We start from the raw sequence: 12,188 nt of genomic DNA, 5'->3' as shown, positions 1-12,188 counted from the left end.
AAACTCCATCTGAGGTATTTTTTGAAGAACCGTTGCACTTAGTTTGACAATTCGTCCCCTAAAACTAATGCAGAGCTTTATTCATACCAAAGTCATCCATGCTAAAACAGAAACTTCCCGTGCTGCTTGGGCTTGCGCAGCCCAACTTGCGGATAACGCGGTTGCTTCTTTAGTCGGTAAAGATATGGCTGGTCATGAGAAGTTCCGCCAAGCAACAGATATTGTCCAACAGGCGCTTCAAAAGCAAGGTATTAAGGATATTGACCTTAATGCTATTGAGACCCTTGTCCAATCCGCTTATGAAAAGTCTGCATTGACACCAACCGTTGATCCGACATCACAACAAGCACAACCAACTAAACCTGCTACTATTCCAGCCGGCCAAGCACCAGCAATTGATCCAATGAAAGGGGAAGAATAATATGCGTAATCAATTCATCGATGTTTCAAGTTATCAACCAGATACTGTTGCCTTTTTTCAAGCTGCTAAAGCTCAGGGTGCATTAGGGGTAGTTGTTAAATTAACGGAAGGGTCCGAAGATGGTTCGGCTTATGTTAACCCACGTGCAGCTGCCCAAATTCGTAATGCCTTAGCAGTTGGCTTACGCGTATCCTGTTACCACTTTGCTCGTTATACATCAGTGGGCGATGCACAAAATGAAGCCCGGTTCTTCGTTAAGATCGCCAAGCAGTTTGGTATGTATGACGATACTTTGATGATTGATGATGCGGAAGTTCATTCGGCAGCAGATTATCAATCAGCATCCTTAGCCTTCCTCCAAGAAGTAGAAGCGCTCGGTTACAAAAATACTGGAATCTATTCAATGAAGTCCTTCTTCACTGGCGGGATCCTGAACTCACACGGCTTCGGTAGTCGTGAGATCTGGCTTGCCGGTTATGGAATCACCGACCTCGGAATCGACAATGCAACCGCTTGGCAGTACACTGACCACGGGATCATGGGGGTAGATACCAGTTATGACTTCAATGGTGCCTTCACCGGGTCTATTGCTAGCGGTTCCGTTCCTAATGTAACGGTCCCTGCTCCTAAGCCAGCGGTACACGTTGGTCACCCTGCAACGGGCACCTACACGGTACAGCCTGGTGATACCTTATCTGGGATTGCAGCCAAATTCGGTACGACTTACCAGACGCTGGCGGCCATCAATGGTATCGGCGACCCTAACCGTATCTGGGCCGGGCAAGTACTGAAAGTCACGGGTAAACCAACGACGCAAAACACGTACTATGTTCAAGCGGGTGATACCTTATCTGGCATCGCGGCTAAGTTCGGTACGACGGTTTCAGCTCTGGTGTCTGCCAATGGGATCAATAACCCGAACGTGATCTATGTCGGCCAGAAGATCCTGCTTGGTGGCCAGTCAAATGCCTACACGGTCCAAGCGGGTGATACCTTGAGCGGCATTGCAGCATCACATGGCACCACCTGGCAAGCACTAGCACAGAAGAACCACATCAGTAATCCCAACGTAATTTTCGTTGGACAGACAATTCAGATTTAAGGAGGTGGATTCACCTCTCAAAGTTAACTGAGCCCGATCAGTCGTCTTGGCTGGTCGGGCTTTTTGCTGTATAACAAGGGAGAAATAAATCAACTCTGTCAATGGGCAACTATGAAAATCAAAATTGCTTGTTTTCATAGAATGGGCAGATCTGTGGGCACAAAATGGGCAGTTTCTATGGAAAATCAAAGATTTATCCAGAATGTCCAAGAGGTAAACAACGAAGGGTTCACTAGAGGCATGCCGGAAAGCCCGAATTTTCAAGGATCGTGAAAATACGCCAGGCTTCATGACGGCTAACCACGTCTTAGACGATCTGCCAGATTCCAATCAATTGGACCTGTTTGGTGACTTTTAATGGTATTAACAAAATAAAAAACCAGCTGCCGCGAGGGGATTTGCGGTGGCCGTACGGAAGTGGTGTCAGTTAAGCAATCGCTTAGCGGGCACCACTTTTTACTTGCTTTGCAAAAGTTGTAATAAAAAAAGTTACTTTTCTACTTGAGCACTAACTATTAGTAAGCTATAATAAAACCATCAAAACAAATGACTAGCAAAAAGGAGCAAATTACTTATGAAGCAGGAATTTTTAAACTTAGCCAAGCAACGCCGCACGATTTATGCTTTGGGCAAGCAGGTTGATTTCTCAAACGCGGAATTGGCTGACTTGATCAAGGAAGCTGTTAAGTTGGCCCCAACGGCCTTCAACTCCCAATCCACCCGGGCCGTGATTGCCTTTGGGCAAGCGCACGACAAGGTTTGGGAAATCGTTCGCGAAAGTTTGCGAAAGGTCGTTAAAGATGACGATGCCTTTGCCCAAACTTCCGCTAAGATTGACAGTTTTAAGGCCGCATACGGGACGGTCCTTTACTTTACTGACATGGACGTGGTTCACAATTTGGAAAAGCAATTCCCAGCTTACGCTGACAACTTCTACGACTGGTCAGAACAAGCAATGGGGAATACGAACTTTGCGGTTTGGACGGCTTTAGCGGAAAACGGGCTGGGGGCAAGTCTCCAACACTACAACCCGCTGATTGATGAAGCAATTGCGGCTGAATTTGACGTTCCGGCTTCCTGGAAGCTGCGGGCAGAAATGCCATTTGGCTCGATTGAAGCCCCAGCTGGCGACAAGGAATTTATGGCCGATGACGACCGTTTTAAGGTTGTGGACTAAGGAACCCTAAAATTTGGTAAGAAAAAGGCGGAAGGACTAAAGATCGCTTTAGTCGCTTCCGCCTTTTTGGTATACTTTTCTTAACATGATTAGTGAACGGCTAGGGCTTCATGGAGGGCTTGGGTTGCGAGATGATGGGCGCCGTGATTTTGCTTTTCTGGAATCCATTGGGAAATCACCAGGTTGAATTGCGCCATTTGCCTTTGTAAGGCGGCCAGTTCCGGGGCAAAATGTTTGGCGTAGTTTTTTTGTAAGGCGTCGGCCAATAAGCGACTGTCAGTATAGAAATAGACGGCTTCCGTGGGCGCAAAGTGGTCCAATAAATAAGCAAAGCCAAATTGGGCTGCCGCAAATTCACCGGCGTGGTTTGACAATACCCCGGCGCTTTGGTGCAATTGGAATTGCTGCTGGTGCGCAACGACTAGGGCCCCCAGTCCGGTTGGCCCTGGATTGCCCTTGGTTGCCGCATCGGTATAAAGTTTAATCATGTTTCATCACCACTAATAAAAGAATAATTTACAGGAGTCTAACATGGAAGAAGAACGAAAACAATATTTTTATCAACCGGATATGACGACCGCCATTATTAATTGGTGCTGGGTCTTGCTGATTCTGGTGGTCGGCATTATTATTGCCTTTGAATATACCTATTTTCAGTGGGTGACGGCAACCTTTATTGGCGTCTTCTTGATCATTGCGGGCCTGTCGATTTTTCGGCGGACGCTGGTGGTTACCCCGACCAAACTGGTCTTTTCGCGGGTTTTGCAGGGGCAATTTATGACGATTCCCATTAAGGATATCCGGCAACCGGTGTTTACTAACCATACGATGACGATTACGGTTCACGGTGAAGTAATGACATTCTCCTTTTCGCGCCGCTCCCTTGCTTCCCTAAAAGCCTTTTTGCGGGCCGCTCAGGAGGCATAATCATGGTGTGGCTGAGACAATTGCTTTTATTGATCGGCTTAGTTGGGAGTGATCAACTGGTCAAATGGGCTACGCAGACTTGGCTGCCCTTAGGCCGGGTCAAAACGATCATCCCGGGGGTGGTGGCCTTGACCAACCTGCATAATGACGGCGCGGCCTGGTCAATTTTAGCCGGTCAACAGGTTTTCTTTATTGGTTTGACCCTAGTGGCCGTGGTGCTCTTGGGGTATTTGCTGTGGCGTTATTGGCAACAGGGGTGGTTACGCTTGAGTCTCACCTTGATTTTGGCGGGCGCCGTGGGGAACTTGATTGACCGGCTGGCACACGGCTATGTTGTTGATATGTTTGAGCTACAATTTATCAATTTTCCCGTTTTCAACGTGGCTGATATCTGCCTGACCCTTGGCGTCGGGTTAATGATTTATTTGGTATTAACAGAGAAGGATGAAGAATAAATGACCTTACAAACGACAATTACGGTGGCCCCAGGCCAGAGTGGCCGCTTGGACAAACAATTGGCCCAGTTGTTGCCAACGGTTTCGCGTTCTCAATTACAAAAATGGATTGATGACGGTCAGGTTTTAGTGAATGGGCAAGCGGTCAAGGCGAAATTTAAGGTTAAAGTTGGCGACGTGATCCAGGTGGATGAACCGGCGCCGCAGACGATTGACCTGGCGCCGGAAAAAATGCCCCTGGAGATCGTTTACGAAGATGAAGACGTCTTGGTGGTCAATAAACCCCAGGGGATGGTCGTCCACCCAGCCGCCGGCCATCCCAATCATACCCTGGTGAATGGCTTGTTATACCATAGTCCATTATCGACAATTAATGGCGAATTTCGTCCGGGGATTGTCCACCGGATTGATAAGGATACTTCGGGGCTGTTGATGGTCGCCAAAAATGACGTTGCGCACCAGTCTTTGGCGGCCCAACTCAAGGCCAAGACAACGACGCGGGAATACGTGGCCTTAGTCCACGGGGTAATCCAAGAACAGCAGGGAACAATTAATGCCCCCTTGGCCCGCTCACCCAAGGACCGGAAAAAACAGGCGGTGGTGGCTGATGGCCGCGCGGCCGTTACCCATTTTCGGGTGTTGGAACGGTTTGCGGCCTATACCTTGGTAGCGTGTCGATTGGAAACGGGCCGGACCCACCAAATTCGGGTTCATATGAAATACATTAATCATCCCTTGGCCGGGGATCCACTTTACGGCCCCCGCAAAACGTTACCGGGGGCAGGGCAATACCTTCATGCCCGCTTGTTAGGCTTTCAGCACCCGAAGCAAGGACGGCGTGTTACGGTTACAGCGCCCTTGCCAGCCGCCTTTCAGGCCATGATTGAGAAGTTGCGAAAAACGGCCCCCAAGCAAGATTAGCATTGTGTTAGAATAAAACTTGAATATGCAGAGTTGGGGTGAGAATTGTGGCAGAACGCTATTTAATCTTAGAGGATGGCACGGTCTTTAGCGGCGAGGGCTTCGGGGCCCCGGCGGTAACTTTTGGTGAGGTCGTCTTTAATACTGCGATGGCGGGATACCAAGAAATTATTACCAATCCCGTTTATTTTAACCAAATTGTGGTCTTTGCCCAACCAAATGTCGGGAATTTGCCCCTGCATCGGAATATCTATGAAACGATTACGCCCCCGATTAAGGGGGTGGTCGTGCGTGATTTAGCGGCGTTTAACCGCCAGGGCCCCCGGCAGGTCAGTTTAGATCAGTACCTTCTGCAAATGAATATTCCGGGCGTTACTAATATTGATACGCGGGCTTTGATTCACCGCTTGAATGCGGCCGGGCGGCCCTTGCGGGGCAGTATTGTGCCCGTAGCGGATGACCATGCCTTTGACCAACTGCACGCCACCGTTTTGACTAACCAACAAGTTGCCCAGGTGGCAACTCCCAAGCCCTTCCCGAATCCTGATGTCGGTCAGACCGTGGTGGTCATCGACTTTGGTCTGAAAAACGGGATTTTACGGGAGCTGTCCCGCCGGAAGTGTAACGTGACAGTGTTGCCTTTTTCCGCCAGCGCGGAAGAAATTTTGCGCTTGGACCCTGATGGGGTGGTCCTGTCAAGTGGGCCGGGAAATCCCCAAAACGTCCGTAGCAGTGTCTTGACGATGATTCAGACGGTACAAAAGCGGGTGCCCCTCTTTGGCATTGGCTTGGGCCATGAATTATTTGCGTTGGCCAACGGCGCCAAAATTCGCCGCTTGCCGGTTGAACACCACGGCCAAAATCACCCGATTAAAGAAATTATTACGGATCAAATTGTCTACGCTAGTCAAGCGGAAGGCTTTTTAGTTGAACGCGATAGTGTTGATCGGCAGGCCCTGTACGTCACGTATGTTGACTTACTGGACAATTCAGTCCAAGGCTTGCGCCACCGGCAATATCCGGCCTTTTCCGTGCAATTCTTCCCGGACGGGGCGCCGGGCCCGGATGAAACGAATGCCTTGTTTGATGAATTTATGGAAATGATGAAGGAGGAACACCTGTGACGGCGGAACCAGTAGTTTTAATTATTGGGGCGGGGGCCGATAACCTTCAGCACGAAGGGGAGCTAAATGCCGCTTTGGTCAAGGTGGCCCAGGCCCTAAAAAAAAGTGGTTATCAGACCCACTTGATTGACAATAATCCCTTCAATGTCGCGCCAGAATTGCCGGCGGTAATTGACCATTATAGTGTAGCTGCGCCAACGGTAGCGAATTTAACCCGGGCAATTGAACAGCTTCAGCCAGCGGCTTTGTTGCCAACTTTGGGCGGCCGGGCCGCTTTACAAGTAACGGAACGCTTAGCTACCAGTGGGATTTTAAACAAGTATGGCGTTAAAATTATGGGAATGCCGGTCGCCACGATTCGGCAGGTGAACAATCCGTCGGTCTTAAATCAGACGCTCAAACAGATTGGGGCGACCACGAAAAAAATTGCCCCGGTCACAACTTATGCTGATGCCCGTGATTTGGTTGATGAGATTGGGTTTCCGGTCGTGGTGCGGTCGGTTGTTCCGCAAGCCGGGAGTTTGCGACGGATTGTCCACGATTATCATGAGCTCCAATTAGCGGTCAGTACTGCGATCCAACACTCACCTAGCCACCAAGCGATGGTTCAACAAAGCTTAGCGGGTTTGAAGGAAATCGAGGTGGTGGTGGCGCGCGACCAATCGGGGATGATGATGCAATTGGCAATGGTCGAAGATCTAGATCCGATTGGGATTCACGCGGGGGATTCAGTGGCGGTCTTGCCCACGCAAACGTTACTGGATCGCCAAATTCAAGATATGCGGGATGTGGCCTTTAAAATTACCCGGAAGTTGCGCGTGGTGGGGATTAATCATGTTCAATTTGCCCTCAATCAACTTACGGGGCAGTTTTACGTGATTAAAAACAGCCCGTATTTTGACCGGTTGGCGACCTTTGTGGAGCAAGCGACGGGTTATCCGGTTGCCCGGGTTTATGGGCATTTGGTGGCCGGCAAATTATTACGTGATATTCGCTTGGACCATGGCTTGGCCAAGCATACTGCGGCGATGGAACCGGTCTTGGATCGGACGGCGATTCGCTTGCCAGTCTTTGCCAACGATCAACTGGGGGTCCAAAATAAAGAATTAACAACGGAAAAGCAATCAGTCGGGAGCGTGCTTGGCTTGGGTCGCAGTTTACTTGAGGCCCTCCTGAAAGCCCTGGGTGAATTGCACCCGGATTTTTACGCCTTGGCCGACTTGGGGGATGAAGAATTGGATCAGCTTTTGATCCATCCGCGGCCCAACCGTCTCCTACCCGTGTTTGAAGCGATTCGCCGCGGTTATTTAACCAGCGAATTGAGTGAATTGACCAAGTTGGACCAGTACTACCTGGACCAATTTAAACGCTTGGTTGAATTAGAAAAACGACTTTTGCAAGCCCCCAAGGATCGGGCGGCCTTGACGGCAGCTAAGTATTGGGGCTTTTCAGATCGCTTAATCGGTCAACTGTGGCAGTGCTCAGTGACCGAGCTGCGTGCTTTGCGCCAGGAGTGGCAAATTCACCGTACCTTTAAGGAAGTCGATCCGTCGGCTGGTGAATTGGCACAACATCCGGGGACGTATTATGCCACCTTTGAAATGGAAAATGAAAGCCAACCGGTCGCTAAGCCCCGGGTGCTGCTGTTAGGGGCGGGCCCCCGGACCTTAGGCAATGGGGTGGCCAATGACTACCTGTTAACGCGGGTGGCTGCGGAATTTAAGCGCCAGGGCTATGCGGTCGTTGTAGTTGAGAACAATCCGAACAGCGCTTTACTCAACCGTGCGGTGGCGACGAAAGGCTACCTGGAACCGCGCGATTATGAGTGGGTAGCGGCAATTATGGCCCTAGAACGGCCGGATTACTTGGTTAGTTTGGCCTGTCCATTTGCTGCGGAACTTCCCTTGGTCAAGGCGGGGACGACCCGGGCCTTGGCGTTACCGCCTGCGAGCTTGACTGCCCCGGTGGCCCATGAAGTGCGTTACCAATACAACGTCTTTTTTGATGGTCACTACACTTATCCGCTGGGGATTACCCGGTTGCTATTGACCCCAGCCGGGATAAAAACTGAGTTTGCCCCGGATTTGCCGGCCGGCTTAGGTCAGACGCTAGCTCAAGCGGGAGAAGCGGCGGTCAGTCCCGAGCTTGCTCCAGGCCTTTATCAAGTGGAAGGCCAATTGATTGATGGCCAATTGGCGATCCAGCCGATTCACCAACCAGCGCCTTGGATGCTGGTCTTTTTGAGCCAGGTCACTGGTTTGGACTTAGCGGCCGTGTGGGTCCGGTTAGCCCTGCAAAAATTTAGTGGCCGCCTGTTAACGGCCGCCATGCAGGGGCAACGCCGACAAGCCACCCGGTTAGAAGCGCTGTTTCCGTATGCAGCCTTGCATTTAAACCGGTCCACTCGTTTGAGTGAGATGATGGGGGCCCGGTTGGAAATTGAGTAAGAAAATTAGCAACTGGTATACCAAGGATTTTGGCACCAGTGCTTTTTATGGCTGAGTAGTTTAGGTTTAAGCTTTGCATCTGGTTTTTGATGAGCGAGCAAAAAATTAAGCCACTGCTCTTGACATTTTCTGGCGATCACGTATGATAATAGACAATCAAAGTCCTTTAAGTTAGTCCAGTGAGGCTAGTAAGGTGCAGTCTGATCGTTAAAAATAACTTCCGACTACCCGCTTGCCGTCCAGGGCAAGCGGGTTTTCTTAATGGACTTGGTGGATTTCATTAACGCGCTCCCGTGAGAGCCCGATGAAAGCCGCACATGGCCAACATGGGGCCTCCGGGTGAATACCGGTGAACCGGTAAAGGAGGAAAAAGATGACGTTAGTTCGTTTACCCCACTTTGTTTCCGTTGAAAACCTCACGGTGGATCAAACCTTGGCGTTGATCAAGCGGGCGGAAGAATTTAAGGCGGGCACCCCCGCTCCCGAATTGCGTGAACCCGTTTACGTAACGAACATGTTCTTTGAAAATTCAACCCGGACCCATACCAGTTTTGCCATGGCCGAAAAAAAGTTGGGCCTGACGGAAATTCCCTTTGATGCCAGCCATTCGTCGATTAAAAAAGGCGAAACCCTGTATGATACCTGCCTGACCATGGACGCTTTGGGGGTCGATTTAACGGTCATCCGGGCCAGTGAAAATGAGTATTACCAAGCCTTGATTAACCCGCAAGCTGATGAACACCTGTCCATTGGGGTAATTAACGGGGGTGACGGCAGTGGTCAACACCCATCCCAATGCATGTTGGATATTATGACGATCCATGAACACTTTGGCCATTTCACTGGGTTGAAGGTGGCGATTGTTGGCGATATTACCAATTCCCGGGTCGCCAAATCCAACATGGAAATTTTAAATAAACTGGGGGCCGAAGTCTTTTTCTCGGGGCCAGAATACTGGTATGACCACGCCTTTGATCAATACGGGACGTACTTGCCAGTTGACGAATTGATTGGCCAAGTTGATGTGTTGATGCTGTTGCGGGTCCAACATGAACGGCATGCTGGGGATGCCAATGAAGCCAGCTTTGACGCCGCTCAATACCACCAACAATTTGGGATTAATCAAGCCCGCTACCAAGCAATGAAGAAGTCAGCCATTATTATGCACCCGGGCCCGATCAACCGGGGGGTCGAATTGGCCAGTGAGCTGGTGGAAGCCCCGCAATCGGCCTTTGTTGAACAAATGACCAATGGGGTCTTCATGCGCATGGCAATGCTGGAAGCCGTCTTGCGGGGGCGGAAGTTAGGGGGCCTGGCCTAATGGCAACGAAAATTATCAACGGAACCGTCTTTTTGGCGGGGGAGTTGCAACCTGCCGAGCTGTTAATTGAGGCGGGGCAAATCCAAGCGTTAGGGACGAACTTGCCAGCAGCAGAAGCGGTAATTGATGCCGAGGGGAAATTAGTAACGCCTGGTTTAGTCGATATCCACGTGCATTTACGCGAACCAGGCGAAAGTCAAAAGGAAACGATCGCTACCGGGACGCTGGCGGCCGCCCACGGTGGTTTTACGACGGTTGGGGCGATGCCCAATGTGGTTCCCGCCCCGGATACCCCGGCGCGCGTGGCCACGCAAATCCAGGCGAACCAAGCCCAAGCCAAGGTCCACGTGGCTCAGTATGCGACGATTACAACGGGGCGGACCGGCGATCAGTTGGTTGATATGGCCGGGGTCAAAGCAGCCGGGGCCTTTGCCGTAACCAATGATGGCTCTGGCGTACAAACCGCTGGCACGATGTACCAAGCGATGCAAGCGGCCCAAGCCGCGGGTTTGCCCCTTGCCGCCCACGTGGAAGATGACTCGCTGTTGTTTGGCGGGGCCATTAATGCCGGCCAGCGCGCCGCCACCTTGGGCATTCCCGGAATTCCTGGGGTCGCTGAATCAGCCCAATTGGCCCGCGACCTGGTCCTTGCTCAGGCGACCGGGGTCCATTATCACGTTTGCCACGTTTCCACGAAGGAAAGCGTGGCCTTGATTCGCCAAGCCAAGGCAGCCGGGGTGCACGTCACGGCTGAAGTCAGTCCCCACCACCTCGTGCTTTGTGATGATGAGATTGAAGCGGAAAATACCAACTATAAGATGAATCCTCCCCTGCGGGGGCAAGCCGACCGGGCCGCTCTGCTAGCGGGCTTGTTGGATGGCACGATTGATATGATTGCCACGGACCATGCGCCGCACACCTTAGCGGATAAGGGCCCCGATTTTGTCACGGCCGCCAACGGGATTACGGGCCTTGAGACGGCCTTCCCGTTGCTGTATACCCACCTGGTCTTAACCGGCAAAGTGACGTTAACTCAGTTGTTGACTTGGTTGACGCTGAAGCCAGCGCAAAGCTTTGGTTTGACGGGCGCCGGGCGCTTGGCCCCGGGGCAACTTGCTGACCTAGCGATTTTTGATTTGCACCAGCCGGTGACCTTTACGGAGCAAGACTACTATTCCAAGGGGCTCAACACGCCCTTTACCGGGTGGCCCTTGCAAGGGAAAAATTTATTGACGATGGTGGCCGGGGAGGTCGTGTACCAAGCAAAGGAGGCCCAATTGTGGAACGCTTAGCAGTCAATTTACCAGGGCTGACGTTACGCAATCCGTTGATGCCCGCGTCGGGGACCTTTGGTTTTGGGGATGCCTTTGGGGCCGAACAAGTCAACTTTAATCAGTTGGGGGCCTTCGTAATGAAGACCACAACGCCGACGGCCACGACTGGCAATCCCCAGCCGCAGGTGGCCAAACTGGTTGACGGGGTGATGAATTCGGTGGGGTTGACCAACCCGGGGGTGGAAGTCGTTGCCACGCAAAAAATTCCGGCCTTAAAAAAGGCCCATCCCTACCTGCCATTAATTGCCAGCGTTGGCGGTGATACGGTGGCCGATTACCGGATGGTAGCCCAGCGCTTGGCACAAACGGGTTTGGTTGATGCACTGGAAATTAACGTCTCTTGTCCAAACGTGGCAACTGGGGGAATGGCGTTTGGCGTTGACCCCCACCAAGTAGAATTGGTGACCCAAACGGTTAAGCAAGTCAGTGGGCAAGTGCCGGTCTATGTCAAGTTAACTCCGAACGTGACTTCGATTGTTGAAATCGCCCAAGCTGCCGAAGCGGGTGGGGCGGATGGCTTGAGTCTGATCAATACGGTCTTAGGCTTGCATCTTGATATTCAAACCCGCAAACCGGTTTTGGGCAATGGCATGGGGGGCTTTTCAGGGCCAGCGATTAAGCCGTTAGCGGTGCGGATGGTTTATCAAGTTGCGCAAGCGACCAAGCTGCCAATTATTGGCATGGGGGGCATTGAAACGGCTGCCGACGTAATTGAGTTTATGATGGCGGGCGCCGACGCCGTAGCCATTGGGGCCGGGCACTTTAAGGACCTCAACATTTGTGGTCATATTGCGGTTGATTTGCCCCCGTTAATGGATCGCTTGGGAATTGGTTCCCTTAATGATTTACGCCGCTAAGCAGCAAGTGTCGGACTGAAGTTGGTAAAGGAAGGCGGGAAAGTTACCCCGTACAATACCCTTAGAGGTTGACACTTTTAAAAATGAAAGTGTTGCCTTTGG

At 51.3% G+C, this 12,188-nt stretch carries 12 protein-coding genes; 11 read left to right on the top strand and 1 reads right to left on the bottom strand.

The annotated features are described in order from the left end of the window. The first annotated feature begins 67 nt into the window (after positions 1–67). The 3 genes from FC43_RS03905 to FC43_RS03895 all read left to right on the top strand — a co-directional run bounded on the left by FC43_RS03905 (position 68) and on the right by FC43_RS03895 (position 2,700). Positions 68–421: a phage holin, LLH family gene (locus FC43_RS03905; RefSeq protein WP_235807584.1), complete on the top strand. Its 354-nt coding sequence runs from the start codon at positions 68–70 to the stop codon at positions 419–421. Between the two features lies 1 nt (position 422). After that, positions 423–1,523, top strand: a complete 1,101-nt coding sequence (locus tag FC43_RS03900; protein WP_056954296.1) for a LysM peptidoglycan-binding domain-containing protein — start codon at positions 423–425, stop codon at positions 1,521–1,523. A gap of 574 nt (positions 1,524–2,097) precedes the next feature. Continuing rightward, positions 2,098–2,700 (top strand): nitroreductase family protein, encoded by a 603-nt coding sequence (locus FC43_RS03895; RefSeq protein ID WP_019205638.1) that lies wholly within the window; start codon positions 2,098–2,100, stop codon positions 2,698–2,700. 89 nt (positions 2,701–2,789) lie between these two features. On the opposite strand, the gene FC43_RS03890 is transcribed toward FC43_RS03895, so the two are convergent. Then, a complete protein-coding gene (locus FC43_RS03890; protein WP_019205637.1) occupies positions 2,790–3,188 on the bottom strand; it encodes a ribonuclease HI family protein in 399 nt (132 codons plus the stop codon). A gap of 43 nt (positions 3,189–3,231) precedes the next feature. On the opposite strand from FC43_RS03890, the gene FC43_RS03885 reads away from it, so the two are divergent. The 8 genes from FC43_RS03885 to FC43_RS03850 all read left to right on the top strand — a co-directional run bounded on the left by FC43_RS03885 (position 3,232) and on the right by FC43_RS03850 (position 12,086). Beyond that, complete coding sequence (locus FC43_RS03885; RefSeq protein ID WP_019205636.1) at positions 3,232–3,627, top strand: EbsA family protein; 396 nt, start codon at positions 3,232–3,234, stop codon at positions 3,625–3,627. 2 nt (positions 3,628–3,629) lie between these two features. Continuing rightward, positions 3,630–4,082, top strand: coding sequence for a signal peptidase II (gene lspA / locus FC43_RS03880; RefSeq protein ID WP_019205635.1), 453 nt, complete (start codon positions 3,630–3,632; stop codon positions 4,080–4,082). Beyond that, entirely contained in the window at positions 4,083–5,003 is a 921-nt protein-coding gene (locus FC43_RS03875) for an RluA family pseudouridine synthase (RefSeq protein ID WP_019205634.1), read from the top strand. A 47-nt stretch (positions 5,004–5,050) separates the two neighbouring features. Further along, a complete protein-coding gene (locus FC43_RS03870; protein ID WP_019205633.1) occupies positions 5,051–6,127 on the top strand; it encodes a carbamoyl phosphate synthase small subunit in 1,077 nt (358 codons plus the stop codon). After that, entirely contained in the window at positions 6,124–8,574 is a 2,451-nt protein-coding gene (locus tag FC43_RS03865) for an ATP-binding protein (RefSeq protein ID WP_056954293.1), read from the top strand. Before FC43_RS03870 ends, FC43_RS03865 begins: the two co-directional genes overlap by 4 nt. 373 nt (positions 8,575–8,947) lie before the next feature. After that, complete coding sequence (locus tag FC43_RS03860) at positions 8,948–9,895, top strand: aspartate carbamoyltransferase catalytic subunit (RefSeq protein WP_056954291.1); 948 nt, start codon at positions 8,948–8,950, stop codon at positions 9,893–9,895. Further along, positions 9,895–11,187: a dihydroorotase gene (locus FC43_RS03855; protein WP_056954289.1), complete on the top strand. Its 1,293-nt coding sequence runs from the start codon at positions 9,895–9,897 to the stop codon at positions 11,185–11,187. The genes FC43_RS03860 and FC43_RS03855 overlap by 1 nt, the downstream gene beginning before the upstream one ends. Then, a complete protein-coding gene (locus FC43_RS03850; protein WP_082611451.1) occupies positions 11,175–12,086 on the top strand; it encodes a dihydroorotate dehydrogenase in 912 nt (303 codons plus the stop codon). Before FC43_RS03855 ends, FC43_RS03850 begins: the two co-directional genes overlap by 13 nt. Positions 12,087–12,188 lie beyond the last annotated feature (102 nt).

It is taken from the genome of Limosilactobacillus ingluviei DSM 15946 (genome assembly GCF_001435775.1).
Lineage (GTDB): Bacteria > Bacillota > Bacilli > Lactobacillales > Lactobacillaceae > Limosilactobacillus > Limosilactobacillus ingluviei.
This window is presented reverse-complemented; position numbering and strand designations above follow the sequence as displayed.

Bases quoted from the DNA above. Each gene is read 5' to 3' on its own strand.
- FC43_RS03905 (WP_235807584.1), top strand. From the start codon at position 68: ATGCAGAGCTTTATTCATACCAAAGTCATCCATGCTAAAACAGAAACT.
- FC43_RS03900 (WP_056954296.1), top strand. From the start codon at position 423: ATGCGTAATCAATTCATCGATGTTTCAAGTTATCAACCAGATACTGTT.
- FC43_RS03895 (WP_019205638.1), top strand. From the start codon at position 2,098: ATGAAGCAGGAATTTTTAAACTTAGCCAAGCAACGCCGCACGATTTAT.
- FC43_RS03890 (WP_019205637.1), bottom strand. From the start codon at position 3,188: ATGATTAAACTTTATACCGATGCGGCAACCAAGGGCAATCCAGGGCCA.
- FC43_RS03885 (WP_019205636.1), top strand. From the start codon at position 3,232: ATGGAAGAAGAACGAAAACAATATTTTTATCAACCGGATATGACGACC.
- lspA (WP_019205635.1), top strand. From the start codon at position 3,630: ATGGTGTGGCTGAGACAATTGCTTTTATTGATCGGCTTAGTTGGGAGT.
- FC43_RS03875 (WP_019205634.1), top strand. From the start codon at position 4,083: ATGACCTTACAAACGACAATTACGGTGGCCCCAGGCCAGAGTGGCCGC.
- FC43_RS03860 (WP_056954291.1), top strand. From the start codon at position 8,948: ATGACGTTAGTTCGTTTACCCCACTTTGTTTCCGTTGAAAACCTCACG.
- FC43_RS03855 (WP_056954289.1), top strand. From the start codon at position 9,895: ATGGCAACGAAAATTATCAACGGAACCGTCTTTTTGGCGGGGGAGTTG.